Raw genomic sequence first — 18025 nt, 5'->3', positions numbered from 1 at the left:
ACCTCCGATGAGAGCACTCCGCAGCCGTGTGCCCGGCGCGCGTACCCCTGTCGCCCTGGCGCTCCCCGCGCTGCTCGCCGTCGCGTTCCTGCTGATGCCGTTGATCGGCATCCTCGCGCGTACCTCCTGGACGGACCTGGGCACCCACCTCACCAGTCCGGGCGTCACACAGGCGCTCAGGCTGTCCCTGCTCGTCTCGTTCTGGGCCCTGGGCCTCTCACTCCTGCTCGGGGTGCCCCTGGCCTGGCTGCTGGCCCGGGTCGACTTCCCCGGCAAGGCGCTCGTGCGCTCGCTGGTCCTCCTGCCGATGGTGCTGCCGCCCACAGTCGGAGGCGTGGCGCTCCTCCTCGGCTTCGGCCGCCGGGGCCTGCTCGGCCCCTGGCTGGAGGAGACCTTCGGGATCACGCTGCCGTTCCATACCTCGGGCGCGGTGGTCGCGGCGACCTTCGTCGCGATGCCGTTCCTCGTGATCAGCCTCGAAGGGGCGCTGGCCGGGCTGCGGCCCTCGTACGAGGAGACCGCCGCCTCCCTGGGGGCCTCACCGGCCCGGGTGTTCTTCACCGTGACCCTCCCGATGGTCGCCCCCGGCCTCGCAGCCGGGGCCGCACTCACCTGGGCGCGGGCACTCGGCGAGTTCGGCGCGACCATCACCTTCGCGGGCAACCTGCCCGGTACCACCCAGACGCTGCCCCTCCAGGTCTACCTGCTGCTCCAGGACTCCCCGGAGGCCGCCACCTCCGTCTCCCTCCTGCTGCTCGCCATCGCCATGGCCGTACTCGTCGGGCTGCGCGGACGCTGGACCGGCGCCCCGCGCGACCGCTCGCGCGACGCCGAACCCGCCCCGGACGGCGCGGACGACACGGACGGAGCCGGCACGCCGGCCGCCCGCACGGGCCACGCAACGCCCCCGGTCCCGCAGGAACGCCGCTCGCTGCACGCCGAGGTCACCGGCTTCAACCGGCTGACCCTCGACGCGGCACCCGGCACCACGATCGCCGTCGTCGGACCCAATGGTGCGGGCAAGACGACCCTGCTGCGCGCGCTCCTCGGCCTCACCCCGCGTGCCCGGGCCCGGCTGCGCCTCGGCGACACCGACGTCACCGTATTGCCCCCGCACCGTCGTCAGGTCGCCTGGGTGCCGCAGAACGGCGCGCTCTTTCCGCATCTGAGCGCACTGACGAACACGGCGTACGGGCTGCGGGCCCATGGCGTCCCCCGGGCCGAGGCCCGCCGCGAGGCGCGGCAGTGGCTGGACCGGCTGGGCGTCGGGCATCTCGCCCACCGCAGGCCGGCCCAGCTCTCGGGCGGCCAGGCCCAGCGCGTGGCCCTGGCCCGTGCGCTCGCCGCCCGCCCCTGGCTGCTGCTGCTCGACGAGCCGCTCGCCGCCCTCGACCAGACCAGCCGGGCCCATGTCCGGCACACCCTGCGCACCCATCTCGCCGGGTTCGGCGGGGTCTGCCTGATCGTCACCCACGACCCCGTCGAAGCGGTGTCCCTGGCCGACCGGGTCCTCGTGCTCGACGAAGGCCGCACCCTTCAGGACGCCGCGCCGGCCGAGGTGACCCGGCATCCGCGCTCGCCCTGGGTCGCCCGGATGCTCGGCCGCAACGCCTGGCCCGGCACCGCCGCCCCCGACGGCACCCTCGCCCTCGCCGACGGCGGCCGGCTGGTCGTCGCGGACTCTCTCGGCGAAGGGGCGGCCGCCCTCGCGATCATTGCGCCGGAAGCGGTCTCCGTGCACCACGACAGGCCCGTCGGAAGCCCCCGCAACGTGTGGCCCGGCACGGTCCGTGAGCTCACCGCCGTGGGCAGCCGCCTCCGGATGGTGATCGTGTCGGACGAGGTTCCGGACCTGGTCGCCGAGATCACCCCCGAGGCGGCGACCGAACTGGGGCTCAGTGAGGGGACGGCCGTGTGGACCAGCGTCAAGGCGACCGAGGTCACCGTCGTCGCTCTGTGATTCGATCGACCGTGCGTCCGCCGGTGTTCACCACCGGGGCGGCGCCGAACGGCCGATGTCATGCCTCTGGCAGTCCATCCGCCCGGGGAGGACGCGCCCGTGGCCCGGGAGTGCGGACGGTGGCGCCGGCACCTTGGTAGGCGCGGTCTGCGAGAACGAGGATCTGCCGGGTGAGACAGGCTTGGACGATGCCGTGGGCCCGGGCCGCGGTCAGATCATGGGTTCGGCCCGGCGTCGCGCGGGAGAACCACAGCGGGGTGCCGTCGGGCCTGGCGATGACCTGCACGTTCATGCCGTGCTTGCGGTGCTTTTGCGAGTAGTAGGGCTCGTCCGCGCGGATCCGGTCGCTGGGGATCAGGGTCCCGTCGACGATGACATGATCGCCCTCACCGAGGCCGGTGAGAGCTTCGTGGAGGCCGGGTGCCCAGGAAGCCAGGACGTCCAAGGTCTCATCGACGTAGCGCCAGGCGGTGGTCTGGGATATCCCGAACCCGGCACCGAGCTGCGCGAACGTCTCGTTCTTCCGCAGGTGGACGAGCGTGAGCAGCGCCTGCTTGAAGCAACCGAGCTTCCGCCAGCGGGTGTTGCAGAGCCGGCGTCGCTCGTAGAGCAACCAGGAGACATGCTCTACGAGCCCATGCGGGACGTCGAGCATGGCAGGATACGCAACCAACAGGGCCTCTTCGATCGCCGGTGTGCTGAGTGAGATCACCACGCCAACGACGAGAGGCCCTGACCCGTCACCACGCGCTCCGAGCAGCCCGTTTCACCCGCCAGCACAGGATGAAAGAGGCTCACTGACGCCCTCGCGCGGGCGTACGCCGAAGCGCTCGCCTGCAAGGCGATCTGGATCCGCGCGAAGGATTCCGGTGGACCGTCGCGATCGGACCGCGGTGAGGAATCGGTCGACTGGAAATTCAATGGCCGTCGGAGCTGTCGCGCACACACCACCGGTCCTCGTCGAACGGGATGTCCGCGAACACGGCCCATCGAATGCGTCGTGTTCCTGACCTGGGGGTTCCTGACCTGGGGTTCCTGTCCTGGCGTTCCTGATCTGGAGGGGAGTGGTGGCGATTTCGTATTCCCCCGTCCGCCGCGAGGTCCCCGATCGGCGCCCGTGCGGCGTTTTACTTTGTCGAATTCCTGACCGCGTGCGACGTTTGAGCGGGTTGGATCGAATCAATTCGCCCTCGTGTCGGGAAAAGGGGAAGTTCATCGTGCAGACCGCCAGGGCAGTCGCGGCATCCACCGTCATCAATCTGCGCGATCTGGGCGGTATCGCCCTGGGAACGGGGCATCGGTTCCGGCCGGGCGTGGTGCTGCGCTCCGGTCAGCTCAGCGGGCTGGACGCGGCGCAGGACAGGGTGGTGGCCGCGCTCGGCATCCGCACCGTCGTCGATCTGCGCACCGCCGACGAGCGTGCGGCGGCTCCCGACCGGCTGCCTCCCGGTGCCCGGCTCTTCGTCGCCGATGTGCTCGGCGACAACCCGGGTGTGGCCCCTGCCCGGCTGCGCGCGCTGCTCGCCGACCCGGTGGCGGCGGCGCAGTTGCTGGGGAGCGGGAAGGCGGAGGAGATGTTCGCCGAGACCTACCGGCAGATGGTGCTCTCACCGGGGGCCGCCGCAGCGTACCGGGCCTTCATCGAGACGGCCGCCGACGACCGCGCTCGCCCGGTGCTCTTCCACTGCACTGCGGGCAAGGACCGGACCGGTTGGGCCACCGCGCTGCTGCTGATGCTGCTCGGTGCGTCACGGGACGTGGTGAGGTCCGAGTTCCTCGCCGTGAATCCGGTCGTACGGGTCGCCTACGCGCCGTACGTACAGGGTTTTCTCGACGCGGGCGGTGATCCGGAGATCGCGTCCGCGATCACCGAGGTCCGTCCCCGTTATCTCGACATGGCGCTCGATGCCATGGACGAGAGGTGGGGCGGCCTCGACGGGTATGTGCGTGACGGTCTGAGGATCCCGCAGGCCGTGGTGGAGCGCCTGCGGGGCGGCCTCGTCGTGTCGGCCTGAGCCGAACGCCGGGACTCCCGTCCCTGGCCGATGTGCTCGGCCGGTTCCTCGCGAGAGCGGTGGACGATGGCGTACTCCCGGGTTGACTTGATACCCCTAGGGGGTATGTTGGAGTCTATCGGGGGGCGCTGCCTCCTGACGGACCCGATGGAGGACACCGTCATGAACGACGCACTGAGGATCGCCGCCTTCGCCGCCGCGCTCGCCGCGACCTTCGGGACCGCGTACGGCGCGGGTCGGGGCCTGGACCCGCTGGTGGCGGCGGAGGACCGCCCGGCGCAGCGGCACGCCGGGCACGGTGAGGGGGAGGCGGGCGGAGGGAAAGGGGCCTCGGGCCATGCGGCCGGCGGGCTGCAGATCACCGACGGCGGCTACACTCTGGCCCTCGAAACGCCCACGATACGAGCCGGGGCCCGGACCGAGATCCGGTTCGCGGTCAAGGACGACCACGGTCGCAAGGTCACCGACTACCGCCGCGAGCACGGCAAGGAACTGCACTTCATTCTCGCTTCGAGCGACCTCACCGAATTCCGGCACCTTCATCCGGTCCGGTCGGCCGACGGTACCTGGGCGACCCCTGTCGACCTGCCCAAGGCCGGCGGATACCGGGCGTTCGCCGACTTCACCCCCGCCGCCGAAGGCGCCGAGAACCTCACGCTCGGAGCGGACTTGGCCGTCTCCGGCACCTACCGCCCCGCGGCGCTGCCGGCCCCGCGCGCCACAGCCGAGGTGGACGGCTACCGCGTCGCTCTCGACGGCGCACTCCGCGCCGGCCGGGGTGGTGAACTGAAGCTGACCGTCAGCCGCAACGGCCGGCCCGTCACCGATCTGCAGCCCTACCTCGGGGCGTACGGGCACCTGGTCGCCCTGCGCTCGGGTGATCTGGCTTATCTGCACGTCCACCCGAACGAGGGCGGCCCCGGCCCCGCGGTGTCCTTCACGGCGACGGCACCCAGCGCGGGTACGTACCGGCTCTTCCTCGACTTCCGGCACGAAGGGAAGGTCCGTGCCGCGGCGTTCACCGTGCGGGTGTCGGCACCGGAGAAGGGCGCCATCGGCCCCCAGGGGAGCTGAACCGGAAAGTCCGGAGCGCACGCGCACTGAAACGGTGCGGGGGAGTGCCCCGGACCTCCGAAGAGCCGCCGCGCCGCCGCCCGTTGTGGCACGACGGCCGCAGTGCGGCGGGCGCTCCTGTGGCCCTGGGTATGGTGAAGGTGACGGATCACGCATCTCCGAGAGGGGCGTACGTTGACCGAACGCAAGCCTGCGGGCGTCAGCTTCGAATCATGGGTGGACAAGCAGATCCGCGAGGCCGAGCAGCGCGGCGAATTCTCGCAGTTGCCGGGTTTCGGCAAGCCGCTCGACGGTCTCGACGCTCCCTATGACGAGACCTGGTGGATCAAGCGGAAGATGCAGCGGGAGGGAGTCTCCGTGCTCCCGCCGGCCCTGGCGCTGCGCAAAGAGGCGGAGGACGTGGCCGAAGCGGTGTCCGGGGCACGGACGGAGGCCGAGGTGCGGCGCATGCTGACCGAGGTCAACGAGAAGATCCGGGCGGCCGTCAGACGGCCGCCGCCGGGGCCGCTGCTGAACCTCCGGTCGTTCGACATCGACGCGGTCGTCGAGGAGTGGCGCGCGGCGCACCGCCCGTCGTAGCCCCAGGGTCGCGGATCGGGAGGTGGCCGCCGGAGCCGCGGATCGGGACGCGGACGTCCCGCAACCGGATACGTAATACTCCTTGCATGACAGCGAGCATTACGCATGGCGGGACACGCCGCGAGGCCGTGACGATCAGACGGGCGACGGCGCGGGACGCCAAGCGGCTCACCCGGCTGGTCCGGAGCTCCCGCGCCTATGAGGGGCCCTACGCCGCCATGGTCGCCGGATATCGGGTGGGACCCGACTACATCGAGACCCACCGGGTCTTCGCGGCCGTGGAGGACCGCACGGACCGGCTCCTCGGGTTCTACTCGTTGATCCTTGCCCCGCCGGAGCTCGACCTCATGTTCGTCGCCGACGCCGCGCAGGGACTCGGCATCGGGCGGCTGCTGATCGGGCACCTGCGTGACGAGGCGCGGCGAACCGGTCTGACCGGCGTCCGCATCGTCTCGCACCCGCCCGCCGAGGGCTTCTACCGGAGCGTCGGTGCCCGGCGCACCGGCACCCTTGCGGCCAACCCTCCGGCCGTGATGTGGGACCGGCCCGAACTGGTGCTGCCGATCGCCTGATCCGACCCGCAGGGGACCGGCCGGGACCGCGTGGATCCCGGCCGGCCCTCGTTTCCCTGATGTCGTACTGCGGGGTCAGCTTCCGTACGGACGCGTGATGATCTCCATGGCGTGACCGACGGGATCGAGGAAGTAGATGCCTCGGCCGCCGTGGTTGTGGTTGATCTCGCCCGGATGCTTCTGATGCGGATCCGCGTAGTACGTGATCCCGAGCTTCTTGATGCGGGCGTACGCCGTGTCGAACTCCGGCTCCGAGACGAGGAAGGCGTAGTGCTGCATGACGATCGACGCTTCGGGGATGGCCGCGAAGTCCAGGGTGACCCCGTTCGCGGTGGCGACCGGTATGAACGGGCCCCATTCCGCGCCGACTTGCAGGCCCAGTATGTCCGCCAGGAACTCGGCGGACTCCCGGTTGTCCCGGGCGTGGATGATGGTGTGATTCAACTCGACTGACACTGTGGAATGCCTCCAACGGGCATCTCACGGGCACCTCCACGCCTCACCCGGTCGGTGACCGACGCGCGATGCCGTACTCAAAATTCTAGGCGGGGCAGTGCCGGTCGTCGAGACCCCGCGGTGCCCGCCGCGAGGTTTACGGTGGGGAGGGGGAAGGCGAGGCGCTTTGCGTATCGGGACGGAGGCATACGGTGACCTCGACAGCTCGCTTCCCCGGCGGCGGGCCCCGCGACACGGGCCGCCACGAGACGCCCGAGGGGCGGGCGGACCGGCAGTGGACCGAACTGCTCCAGGAACTGCGGGTTGCCCAGACCGGCGTCCAGATCCTGTTCGGCTTCCTGCTCGCAGTCGTCTTCCAGCCGCGCTTCGCCGAGCTGTCGGACACCGACCGGACCATCTACGTGGTGACCGTGATGCTGGGTACCGCCACCGCCGCCGCCCTGATCGGGCCCGTGTCCTACCACCGTCTGCTCTCCGGACGACGGCTCAAGCCGCAGACGGTCACCTGGGCCTCACGGCTGACGCTGCTCGGACTGGTCCTGCTGTTCTGCACCATGTGTTCCGCGCTGCTGCTCATCCTGCGGGTGGCCCTGCACGGCTCCCTCGCCCTGTGGCTGGTCGGCGGCATGGCGCTGTGGTTCCTGGTCTGCTGGTTGGTGTTCCCGGCGTGGGCGATGGCCCGCTCCTCGCACGAACGCCGAAAATGACCGCCGCACACGTCGGTCCGTTCACTCGGACCCGCTCACGACGGGGCCCCGGACGTCGGTGACCGTGAACAGCCCGCCGTCCGGGTCCAGCAGGGTCGCCTCGCCGCCCTGCTCCAGCGCACCCTGCTCGACCAGGCAGCCGCCGTTGCGCCGCGCCGCCTCGACCGTGGCCGCCAGGTCCGTGACGGGGAAATAGACCTGCCAGTGCGGGCGGACCAGCGGATCCGGCGCGGCCTCCACCGCGCCGGAGCTGATCCGGGCGAGCTGCCGACCGTCGCAGTCGACGATGACCTCGTCCGTCTCGTACGACACCTCGCAGCAACCGGGGCGCCCGCTCGCCCAGTCGAGCACCCCGCCGTAGAAGATCGCGGCGTCGAAGGCGTTCCTGGTGTGCAGCCGCAGCCAGGCGTGCGAATGATCGTCCGGCGCGCGTGGCGAGGTCGCGGGCTCGGTCCGCTCCCAGATGCCGAACACCGCACCGTCACGGTCCGCGGCCAGCGCGCCGCGCCCCTTGCCGAGCGCCAGCGGCCCCACCGCGACCGTCCCGCTGCGCTCACGGATGCGCGAGGCGGCCGCGTCCGCGTCGGCAACCGCGAAATAGGGGGTCCAGGCAACGGCCACCCGGTACGCGGTCGCCACCGCCCCGATGCCGGCGACCGGCACGTCGTCGCGGCGGGCTACGGAGAACTCCTGCCCCAGCTTGCCGGGCCGGAAGGACCAGCCCAGCACGGCGGCGTAGAACGCCTGCGCCGATTCCAGGTCGCGGGTCATGAGATTGACCCAGCAGGGCGCTGCGGATCCGGTCAGCGGAGCCGGCATCGACACCGCTCCAGGATGGCTTCCGGTCATGGTCCTACTGCCTTCATCCGTTCTGCGGCCCGCGTGTGCCGACGGCCGTCGGCCCTCACCAGCCTCACCGCGGGCGGTCGCTCCCGCAACACGCGGCAGACGGCCGGGCCCCCCGGCAGGTCAGTCAACGCTGCTCGTCGCTGTCGCGACGGATGGTCTCGCTTCCGTGGTCGCCGAGCTCATAGGGGGACAGGCCGCTTCTGTCGGGCGGGAAGCTGTCGTCGCCGTGCACATCGCGCTGCTCGATGTGGCTGCGGTGGTCCGGCCGCGGCGGCTGCTCCTCGGGCCGGGGCGGAGGCAGTTCCTGGGCGCGCCGCCGCCTGCCCAGCCAGACGGCACCGATCAGCATGGCCACCAGCAGTACTCCGACAACGCCCATCACCGCCCCGGTCGCGCCCCGCCCTTCGGCGAGGTCGAGGGCCAGTGAACCGAGGTCTCCGTTCGATACGTCCATGCCTCCCGGATACCCCGAGGCAGAGGCATCACTCGATAATGGTCATGAATTCATATTTTAAGTGGATATATAGCTGAAAGAGTTTTGGTCGCACGAGAGCGACCGGTGTTGCCATCCGGCTGCTCCCGGCTCCTCGGCCGGTCGACGGCTTCGTGTCGCCGTCGACCGGCCGCGGGGTGAGCCTGGAGATGATCCCCGCAACGCCGGCGGGGCTGCGGATGATCCTCGGATTGCCGGAGGGAGGCGATGGGAGTGCCGACTCCGCTCGCTCGATGGCCGGTCCACCGGTACTCGGCCTGCTGTGTCCGCGCGCCGCATCTGCGGTCCCCGGCGCGGGGACCGTCACACCACGCCGAGCGGAAGGAGCCGCGGTGAACAGCGCCAAGGAGAGGCACTCGGAGGAGACCCTGCACGGTCAGGAGGTCACGGTCGTCATCAGCGGGTGCGACACGGGCGACGCGCGGATGGTCTTCGACGCGTTGAGGGCCGCTTTCACCACCGATCGTGCTTCGGTCGACGTACCGAGAAAACTCGCGGAGAGGCGTCCCACCGCGTGGGTGGCGACCGTCGATGTCACCGAGGAGAGGGTGGTCTCGGGACCGCTCTCGCTCGGTGCGCCCGTATCGATCGATGTGCAGGGCGGCTACTGGGCGGTCGAACGGCTCCGCAGGAGCCTGGCCCACGCCTTCGACGTACGGGTCGTCGGGACGGTCTCCGGGGACCAGGAGGAGGAAGTGCGCCTGCGACTGCGGAGCCGATAGGCCGAGGGCCACGGCCCGGCGACGGAGCAATGAGGCGGGAAGCGACTGCCTGTCTGGTAGAAAACGGACAAAAGGCCACCTCTGAAAGGTGCGAGTGAGTGGACCCCTCACACGGGCGGGACGACGGCGCGCGACAGCCGGGAGCGACCGCCGACCGTTCCACCCTGACGCTGCACATCAATGGAACCGAGCGGACCCTGACGCTCGATCACCGCACCACGGTCCTGGACGCCCTGCGCGAGCACCTGGACCTCACGGGTGCGAAGAAGGGCTGCGACCACGGACAGTGCGGGGCGTGCACCGTCATCGTCGACGGGCGGCGCGCCAACAGCTGCCTGCTGCTCGCCGTCGCCCACGACGGCGCCCGCATCACCACCGTCGAGGGCCTCGCCGACGGCGAGCGCCTCCACCCCGTCCAGGAAGCCTTCCTGGACCGCGACGCCCTGCAGTGCGGCTACTGCACACCCGGCCAGATCTGCTCGGCCGTCGGCCTGCTCGGCGAGGTGGCGGACGGCTTCCCGTCCCACGTCACCGCACGCACCGCCCCCGTATCCACCCCGGCGCCGCTCGACGCCCCCGAGATCCGCGAGCGGATGAGCGGCAACCTCTGCCGCTGCGGCGCCTACCCCCGCATCGTCGAGGCGATCGAGGACGTGGCGCCGTGAAACCCTTCGCCTATCTCAGTGCCCGGTCCGCCGCCGAAGCGGTCCGTGAGGGCTCCGCCCACCCCGCCGCCGCGTTCCTCGGCGGCGGCACCAACCTCGTCGACCTGATGAAGCTCGGCGTGGAGACCCCCACGCTGCTCGTCGACATCAGCCGACTGCCCCTGGACCGGGTGACCGACACCGACGACGGCGGCCTGCGCATCGGCGCCACCGTACGCAACAGCGACCTGGCCGCCCATCCCGCGGTGCGCACCCGCTACCCCGCCCTGTCGCAGGCACTGCTGTCGGGCGCCTCCGGGCAGCTCCGCAACACCGCCACGACCGGCGGCAATCTGCTGCAGCGCACCCGCTGCCCCTACTTCCAGGACACCGCCAAACCGTGCAACAAGCGGGAGCCCGGCAGCGGGTGCCCCGCCCGCGAAGGCGCCCACCGGGATCTCGCCGTGCTCGGCCACTCCGAGCACTGCGTCGCCACCCACCCGTCCGACATGGCCGTCGCCCTGTCCGCCCTCGACGCCACCTTCCAGCTGCACGGACCGGACGGCGAACGGACCGTACCCGCCACCGAATTCCACCGGCTGCCGGGCGACACCCCCCAGCAGGACACCGAGATCCGGGCAGGCGAGCTCATCACCGAGGTGGTCCTGCCGCCGCGCCCGGACGGCGCCGGCTCCCTCTACCGCAAGGCCCGCGACCGCGCCTCGTTCGCCTTCGCCCTCGCCTCCGTCGCAGCGGTGCTCGGCGTCCGCGACGGCCGGATCGAACACGCTGCGCTGGCCTTCGGCGGACTCGCCCACCGACCCTGGCGCGCACACGCCGCGGAGGACGTACTGCGGGGCGCACCGGCCACCGACGAGACCTTCGCACGGGCCGTTGACGCCGAACTCGCCGCGGCCCGGCCGCTGCGCGACAACGCCTTCAAGGTGGGACTCGCCCGCAATCTGGCCGTCGGCGCACTGGCCGAACTCGCCGCCGACAGCTGAGCAACCACAGACACGACCCGCAGACGTGAGGACCCCGTCATGAGCCAGGCACCTTCACCACTGGGCACCCCCGTCCCACGCCGCGAGGGCCGGGACAAGGTCACGGGCACCGCCCGCTACGCCGCCGAGCACACCCCTGAGGGCTGTCTGTACGGCTGGCCCGTCCCCGCCACGATCGCCCGCGGCCGCGTCGGCGCCATCCACACCGACGCGGCACTGGCCCTGCCAGGGGTGCGCGCCGTCCTCAGCCACGACAACGCCCCGGCGCTGAAACAGCCCGACGACCCGATCCTCGCCCTCCTCCAGGACGACCGGGTCCCGCACCGGGGCTGGCACATCGCGCTCGTGGTGGCCGACACGCTCGAACACGCCCGCGCCGGGGCCGCGGCGCTGCGCATCGACTACGAGCCCACGGGGCACGATGTCGTGCTGTCCGAGGACCACCCCGGCCTGTACACGCCGGAGATCGTCAACGGGGACTATCCCGCAGTCCGTGAACGCGGCGACGCCGACCGGGGCTTCGTCACGGCTCCCGTGCAGGTCGATGCCACCTACACCGTCGGCGCCCTGCACAACCACCCCATGGAGCCGCACGCCGCGACCGCCCGGTGGACCGAGGACGGGCAACTGACCGTCCACGACTCCAGTCAGGGCTCCACCAAGGTCCGCGACAGCCTCGCCGCCGCGTTCGGACTCCGGCCGCAGCAGGTCACCGTGGTCTCCGAGCACGTCGGCGGCGGCTTCGGCTCCAAGGGCACCCCACGCCCGCAGACCGTCCTCGCCGCCATGGCCGCACGACACACCGGACACCCCGTCAAGATCGCCCTGCCCCGTCGTCAGTTGGCCGCAGTGGTCGGCCACCGTGCCCCCACCCTGCAGCGCGTCCGGCTGGGCGCGGAACTCGACGGCACCCTCACCTCGGTCATCCACGAGGTCATCACTCACACCTCCACCCTCAAGGAGTTCGTGGAGCAGGCGGCCGTACCGACCCGCGTCATGTACGGATCGGGCCACAGCCGCACCGCCCACCGGGTGACCGCCCTGGACGTGCCGAGCCCTTCCTGGATGCGCGCACCGGGCGAGGCCCCGGGCCTCTACGCGCTGGAATCCGCCATGGACGAACTCGCCGCGGCTCTCGGCATGGACCCCGTCGAGCTGCGCCTGCGCAACGATCCGGTGCACGAACCCGACTCCGGCCGCGTGTTCAGCAGCCGCGGCCTGGCGGCCTGCCTGGAGGAGGGGGCCGCGCGCTTCGGCTGGTACGACCGCGATCCGCGCCCCGCGGTCCGCGAGGAGGGGCCGCTGCTGCTCGGCACGGGGGTCGCCTCCGCCACCTACCCCGTGTACATCGGGGCCTCCAGCGCCTCGGCGCACGCGGCACCCGACGGCTCGTACCGCGTCCGGGTGAACGCCACCGACATCGGCACCGGCGCCCGTACCGTGCTCGCGCAGATCGCGGCCTCCGTGCTGGACACCCCGGTGGAGAACGTCCGGATCGACATCGGCAGCAGCGAACTGCCCGACGCCCCACTGGCCGGAGGCTCCTCGGGCACGGCCTCCTGGGGCTGGGCCGTGCACAAGGCGGCCACCGCCCTCCTGCGGCAGCTGAGCGAGCGTCCCGGCCCCCTTCCCGCCGAGGGGCTGACGGTCCTCGCGGACACCGAGCAGGAGACCTCCACGGCTTCCCCGTACGCACGCCACGCGTTCGGAGCACACTTTGCCGAGGTCGCCGTCGACTCCCGCACCGGAGAAGTGCGGGTGCGCCGGATGCTGGGTGTCTTCGCCGCCGGACGCATCCTCAACCCCCGGACCGCGCGCTCCCAGTTCACCGGTGGAATGACCATGGGAATCGGCATGGCCCTGACCGAGGGCAGCACCATGGACCCCGTCTTCGGCGACTTCACCGAGAGCGATCTGGCCTCCTACCACGTGCCGGTCTGCGCCGACGTGCCGCAGATCGAGGTGCACTGGATCGATGAGGAGGACCCGCATCTCAACCCGATGGGCAGCAAGGGCATCGGCGAGATCGGCATCGTCGGTGCCGCGGCGGCCGTCGGCAACGCCGTCCGGCATGCCACCGGCGTCCGGCTGCGCAACCTTCCGCTCACCCCGGACACACTGTTGCCCTACCTCCTGTGACCTGGACCGATTCGCCCGAACGGCCGGACCGTCCTGCCCTGTGTTGCGCAACCGGCTCTGCCGGGTCACTCTGTGGAGTGACCTAACAGTGACATCCGCTCACTCTTCGTGTTCAGGGGGCGTTGGTGCAATGAGGCGAAGTCAGTGGGCCTCGATGTGAGGAGCCTCGACGATGACCGTTCAACTCGACCGGCACTATCTGGTCGAACTCCAGGTTTCGGCAGAGCGTGTTTCCCAGCTGCGGCGAATAATCGCCGCACACCTCCGCCACTGGAGTCTCGAACTTCACATCCGGCCGGTGTGCCGGGGTGTGGAGGAGCTGCTGACCAATGTCCACCGGCATGTCGGTGACGACAACAACTGCGTCGTCGAACTCCGCTGGTCCGGGCGGCATCTCACGGTCTCCGTCGCTGACGACGGCTCCGAGATGCCGCGACTGCTCAGCACCGGCGGCGGTGGTCTCAGCCGCGTGATGGCGCTGAGCGACAGCTGGGGTACCTGCCGCACCGCCGAGGGCAAAGTGGTCTGGTTCACCCGGTACGCGAAGGAGCCGCGCACCGTCGACCTGGTGCCGTCGGCGCCGCTGCCCGGTGTGCGCGAGTCCCGCCGTCCGCCCGTCGCGGTCCCGGACGCCGTCCCGGAGACCACCACGGCGTCCGGCGCGGTGCCCGCTCTCGCCTGAAGCGGGCCACCGGGAGAGGCACCGCCTGCTTCCGTACCCGCTGAACGCTTCGCCCTCCCGGCGCGGACGGCGTGCAGATCGCACGCATGGTCCGCGCCGGTCGGGTATCCGCCCGACAGGGCCCGCGTTGCGGCACGGCGCAGAGCGCGGCACGGTCGAAGTACCGAGGCAAGGAGACCACTGTCATGCCCATCGCGACGGTCAACCCCGCGAACGGCGAGACCCTCAGAACGTTCGACGCGCTGGGAGCGGCGGAGATCGAGCGGAAGCTCGACGCCGCCGTCACCGCGTTCCGGCAGTACCGCACCACCGGATTCGACGAACGGGCCCGGCTGCTGAACCTGGCCGCCGGACTGCTCGACGACGACCAGCAGGACATCGCGCGCACCATGACCACCGAAATGGGCAAACCCGTCAAGGCGGCCCGTGCGGAGGCCCACAAGTGCGCGAGGGCGATGCGCTGGTACGCGGACCACGCCGAGGAACTCCTCGCGGACGAGCATCCCTCGGACGCCGATGTGAAGGACTCCGGTGCCTCCCGGGCCTATGTCCACTACCGCCCACTGGGCGCCGTCCTCGCCGTGATGCCGTGGAACTTCCCGCTCTGGCAGGTCGTGCGGTTCGCCGCCCCCGCGCTGATGGCCGGGAACGTCGGGCTGCTCAAGCACGCGTCCAACGTCCCGCAGACGGCGATGTACCTGGAGTTCCTGTTCCGCCGGGCGGGGTTCCCGGAGGGATGCTTCCAGACCCTGCTGGTCGGATCCGGGGCGGTCGAGTCGATCCTGCGCGACCCCAGGGTCGCCGCCGCCACCCTCACCGGCAGTGAGCCGGCCGGCCGCTCGGTCGCGGCGATCGCGGGCGACGAGGTGAAGCACACGGTCCTGGAACTGGGCGGCAGCGACCCGTATCTCGTCCTGCCGTCGGCGGACGTCGCCAGGGCCGCCCGCACGGCCGTGACCGCCCGGGTGCAGAACAACGGCCAGTCCTGCATCGCCGCCAAACGGTTCATCGTGCACGCGGAGGTGTACGACGAGTTCGCAGAGCGGTTCACCGTGGGCATGCGTGATCTGACGGTCGGCGATCCGCTGCGGGAATCCACCGACGTCGGCCCCCTCTCCAGCGAGCAGGGGCGCGCCGACCTGGAGGAACTGGTCGACGACGCGGTACGGCAGGGCGCGCAGGTGCTGTGCGGGGGCGGCCGGCCCGACGGCCTGGGGCCGGAGCTGGAGCGCGGCTGGTTCTACGCCCCCACCGTCCTCACCGGGATCACGCCCGCGATGCGCATCCACCGAGAGGAGACGTTCGGCCCCGTCGCCACGCTCTACCGCGTCGAAGGACTCGACGAAGCCGTGGCGCTCGCCAACGACAGTCCCTTCGGCCTCAGCTCCAACGTATGGACCCGCGACGCCGACGAGGCCCACCGCTGCGTACGCGATCTGCAGGCGGGCGGAGTCTTCTTCAACGGCATGACCGCGTCCCATCCCGCGCTGCCCTTCGGCGGTGTCAAGCGCTCCGGCTACGGACGTGAGCTCGCCGGGCACGGCATCCGTGAATTCTGCAACGCGACCACCGTCTGGTACGGCCCCGAGCCCGTCGGCGCCTCGTCCTAGGAGACGTACATGAGCCACGCCGCCCACCCGTCGGCGACGCCCGGCCCCTCCGACGAAGAGATCGCCGCGCTCGACGCGTACTGGCGGGCCGCGAACTACCTGACCGTCGGACAGATCTACCTCATGGCCAACCCGCTCCTGAGCCGGCCGCTCGCCCGGGAGCACATCAAACCCCGCCTGCTCGGCCACTGGGGTACCTCGCCCGGACTCAATCTGGTCCACACCCATCTCAACCGCGTCATCAAGGTCCGCGGCATCGACGCGCTGTGCGTCTGGGGCCCCGGACACGGCGGACCCGCAGTCCTCGCCAACTCGTGGCTGGAGGGCAGCTATTCGGAGACGTACCCCGATGTCAGCCGCGACGCCCACGGGATGGGGCTGCTGTTCAAGCAGTTCTCCTTCCCCGGCGGGGTACCCAGCCATGTGGCGCCGGAGACCCCGGGCTCCATCCACGAGGGCGGCGAACTCGGCCACGCCCTCACTCATGCCTACGGTGCCGCCCTCGACCACCCGGACCTGCTCGTCACCTGCGTCATCGGCGACGGCGAGGCCGAGACCGGGCCGCTCGCCGCCTCCTGGCACTCCAACAAGTTCCTCGACCCCGTGCACGACGGAGCCGTCCTCCCGATCCTCCATCTCAACGGCTACAAGATCGCCAACCCGACGGTGCTCGCCCGCCTCCCGGAGCCGGAACTCGACGCCCTGCTGCGCGGCTACGGGCACGACCCCCTGTACGTCGGCGGCGACGCCCCCCTCACCGTCCACCGGGCGATGGCCGCCGCGATGGACCGCGCCGTCGACCGCATCCGGGAACTCCAGGCCGCGGCCCGGACCGGCGGCACCATCGAGCGCCCGCACTGGCCGGTGATCGTGCTGCGCACCCCCAAGGGCTGGACCGGCCCGGCCGAGGTCGACGGCGTGCCGGTCGAAGGAACCTGGCGCGCCCACCAGGTACCGCTGCCCGGTGTCCGGGACAGCCCCGGCCATCTGCGGCAGCTGGAGGCGTGGATGCGCTCGTACCGGCCGGAGGAACTCTTCGACACGGCGGGCCGTCCCGGTCCGCAGGTGCTCGACTGCGTGCCCGCGGGCACGGCCCGGCTCGGCGCGAGCCCGTATGCCAACGGCGGTCTGCTCCTGCGGGATCTGCCCATCCCGCCGCTGGAGGACCACGCGGTCGAGGTCGCCAAGCCCGGCACCGTGCTGCATGAGCCGACCCGGGTGCTGGGCGGCCTGCTGGAGGCCGTCATGGCCGCCACCGCCGAGCGCCGTGACTTCCGGGTTGTGGGTCCCGACGAAACCGCCTCGAACCGGCTCGACGCCCTCTACGCGGCCACCGGCAAGGCGTGGCAGGAGCGGACCCTGCCGACCGACGAACACCTCTCCCGCGACGGACGCGTCATGGAAGTCCTCTCCGAGCATCTGTGCCAGGGCTGGCTGGAGGGCTATCTCCTCACCGGCCGGCACGGACTCTTCTCCTGCTACGAGGCGTTCGCCCATATCGTCGACTCGATGGTCAACCAGCACATCAAGTGGCTCAGGACCTCCCGCCGGCTGGCCTGGCGCCGCCCCATCGCCTCGCTCAACTACCTGCTCACCTCGCACGTCTGGCGCCAGGACCACAACGGCTTCTCCCATCAGGACCCCGGCTTCGTCGACCACGTCCTCGACAAGAGCCCCGAAGTCGTCCGCGTCTATCTGCCACCGGACGCCAACACCCTGCTCTCCGTCGCCGACCACGTGCTGCGCAGCCGTGACTACGTCAACGTGATCGTGGCCGGCAAACAGCCGAGCTTCGACTGGCTGACCCTCGACGAGGCCCGCGTGCACTGCGCCCGCGGCGCCGGTGTGTGGGAGTGGGCGGGCACGGAGGACGGCAGCCGGGAACCCGACGTGGTGCTCGCCTGCGCCGGTGACGTACCCACGCTGGAGACACTGGCGGCGGCCGATCTGCTCCGTCGGCACCTGCCGGAACTGGCGGTACGGGTGGTCAACGTGGTCGACATGGCGCGGCTGCTGCCCCGTGAGGCGCACCCGCACGGAATGCCGGACTCGGAGTACGACGCGGTGTTCACCCGGAACTCTCCGGTGATCTTCGCCTACCACGGCTACCCGTGGCTCGTCCACCGGCTGGCCTACCGGCGCGCGGGCCATGAGCAGCTGCATGTGCGGGGTTACAAGGAGGAGGGGACCACCACCACACCCTTCGACATGGTGGTCCGCAACGACCTGGACCGCTACCGGCTGGTCATGGATGTCATCGACCGGGTGCCCGGCCTCGACGTCCGTGCCGTGGCGGTACGCCAGGCGATGGCGGACGCCCGTACCCGTCACCACGCCTGGATCCGCGAGTACGGCACGGACCTGCCCGAGGTGGCCGACTGGACCTGGAGCGGCTGACGCCGCCCCGGGTCCCTGGCGGTGTGGGCTCAGAGCCTGTCGGGCGGCCTCTGATCGGGCGGCCACGCCCTGGCACGCACTCCCCCAAGGCCTCAAGGGCCAGGGGGGACCCCCTCCCGCGT

The 18025-nt window shown here is 71.2% G+C and carries 16 protein-coding genes and 1 pseudogene; 13 read left to right on the top strand and 4 right to left on the bottom strand.

Annotated features, from left to right (window positions below):
• The first annotated feature begins 7 nt into the window (after positions 1-7).
• Positions 8-1960: an ABC transporter permease gene (locus ABZ826_RS27515; RefSeq protein WP_361453738.1), complete on the top strand. Its 1953-nt coding sequence runs from the start codon at positions 8-10 to the stop codon at positions 1958-1960.
• A gap of 106 nt (positions 1961-2066) precedes the next feature.
• On the opposite strand, the pseudogene ABZ826_RS27510 reads toward ABZ826_RS27515, so the two are convergent.
• Positions 2067-2675 (bottom strand): annotated as a pseudogene (locus tag ABZ826_RS27510) (transposase family protein); the annotation flags it as partial.
• 502 nt (positions 2676-3177) lie between these two features.
• Between ABZ826_RS27510 and ABZ826_RS27505 the strand changes: the two are divergent.
• The 4 genes from ABZ826_RS27505 to ABZ826_RS27490 all read left to right on the top strand — a co-directional run bounded on the left by ABZ826_RS27505 (position 3178) and on the right by ABZ826_RS27490 (position 6200).
• Positions 3178-3975 (top strand): tyrosine-protein phosphatase, encoded by a 798-nt coding sequence (locus tag ABZ826_RS27505; RefSeq protein ID WP_361453735.1) that lies wholly within the window; start codon positions 3178-3180, stop codon positions 3973-3975.
• 162 nt (positions 3976-4137) lie between these two features.
• Positions 4138-5049, top strand: coding sequence for a hypothetical protein (locus ABZ826_RS27500; protein ID WP_361453732.1), 912 nt, complete (start codon positions 4138-4140; stop codon positions 5047-5049).
• 174 nt (positions 5050-5223) lie between these two features.
• Positions 5224-5628, top strand: a complete 405-nt coding sequence (locus ABZ826_RS27495; protein WP_361453730.1) for a DUF1992 domain-containing protein — start codon at positions 5224-5226, stop codon at positions 5626-5628.
• Positions 5629-5714: 86 nt separating this feature from the next.
• Positions 5715-6200 (top strand): GNAT family N-acetyltransferase, encoded by a 486-nt coding sequence (locus tag ABZ826_RS27490; RefSeq protein WP_361453727.1) that lies wholly within the window; start codon positions 5715-5717, stop codon positions 6198-6200.
• Positions 6201-6275: 75 nt separating this feature from the next.
• Here the strand turns inward: ABZ826_RS27490 and ABZ826_RS27485 are convergent, their stop codons facing one another.
• Complete coding sequence (locus ABZ826_RS27485) at positions 6276-6656, bottom strand: VOC family protein (protein WP_361453724.1); 381 nt, start codon at positions 6654-6656, stop codon at positions 6276-6278.
• Between the two features lie 191 nt (positions 6657-6847).
• On the opposite strand from ABZ826_RS27485, the gene ABZ826_RS27480 reads away from it, so the two are divergent.
• Positions 6848-7363, top strand: coding sequence for a DUF6328 family protein (locus tag ABZ826_RS27480; protein ID WP_361453721.1), 516 nt, complete (start codon positions 6848-6850; stop codon positions 7361-7363).
• A gap of 21 nt (positions 7364-7384) precedes the next feature.
• On the opposite strand, the gene ABZ826_RS27475 is transcribed toward ABZ826_RS27480, so the two are convergent.
• Positions 7385-8212 carry a VOC family protein gene (locus ABZ826_RS27475; RefSeq protein WP_361453718.1) on the bottom strand — a complete coding sequence of 276 codons (828 nt, stop codon included), beginning with the start codon at positions 8210-8212 and terminating at the stop codon, positions 7385-7387.
• A gap of 124 nt (positions 8213-8336) precedes the next feature.
• Entirely contained in the window at positions 8337-8666 is a 330-nt protein-coding gene (locus tag ABZ826_RS27470) for a DUF6479 family protein (RefSeq protein WP_361453715.1), read from the bottom strand.
• Positions 8667-9037: 371 nt separating this feature from the next.
• On the opposite strand from ABZ826_RS27470, the gene ABZ826_RS27465 reads away from it, so the two are divergent.
• From ABZ826_RS27465 to ABZ826_RS27435, 7 genes are all read left to right on the top strand, one after another.
• The gene (locus ABZ826_RS27465) at positions 9038-9427 is read left to right on the top strand and encodes a hypothetical protein (protein WP_361453712.1); all 390 of its coding nucleotides are present in this window, start codon (positions 9038-9040) and stop codon (positions 9425-9427) included.
• A 98-nt stretch (positions 9428-9525) separates the two neighbouring features.
• Positions 9526-10092 (top strand): 2Fe-2S iron-sulfur cluster-binding protein, encoded by a 567-nt coding sequence (locus ABZ826_RS27460; protein WP_361453709.1) that lies wholly within the window; start codon positions 9526-9528, stop codon positions 10090-10092.
• The gene (locus ABZ826_RS27455) at positions 10089-11075 is read left to right on the top strand and encodes a xanthine dehydrogenase family protein subunit M (protein ID WP_361453706.1); all 987 of its coding nucleotides are present in this window, start codon (positions 10089-10091) and stop codon (positions 11073-11075) included. Before ABZ826_RS27460 ends, ABZ826_RS27455 begins: the two co-directional genes overlap by 4 nt.
• Before the next feature lie 39 nt (positions 11076-11114).
• Positions 11115-13214 (top strand): xanthine dehydrogenase family protein molybdopterin-binding subunit, encoded by a 2100-nt coding sequence (locus tag ABZ826_RS27450; protein WP_361453703.1) that lies wholly within the window; start codon positions 11115-11117, stop codon positions 13212-13214.
• Positions 13215-13386: 172 nt separating this feature from the next.
• Positions 13387-13896, top strand: coding sequence for an ATP-binding protein (locus tag ABZ826_RS27445; protein WP_361453700.1), 510 nt, complete (start codon positions 13387-13389; stop codon positions 13894-13896).
• Positions 13897-14081: 185 nt separating this feature from the next.
• Positions 14082-15506: an NADP-dependent succinic semialdehyde dehydrogenase gene (locus ABZ826_RS27440; RefSeq protein WP_361453698.1), complete on the top strand. Its 1425-nt coding sequence runs from the start codon at positions 14082-14084 to the stop codon at positions 15504-15506.
• 9 nt (positions 15507-15515) lie between these two features.
• On the top strand, positions 15516-17903 hold the full coding sequence (locus ABZ826_RS27435) for a phosphoketolase family protein (RefSeq protein ID WP_361453695.1): 2388 nt from the start codon (positions 15516-15518) through the stop codon (positions 17901-17903).
• Positions 17904-18025: the final 122 nt, after the last annotated feature.

It is taken from the genome of Streptomyces sp. NPDC047515 (assembly GCF_040643055.1).
GTDB lineage: Bacteria > Actinomycetota > Actinomycetes > Streptomycetales > Streptomycetaceae > Streptomyces.
This window is presented reverse-complemented; position numbering and strand designations above follow the sequence as displayed.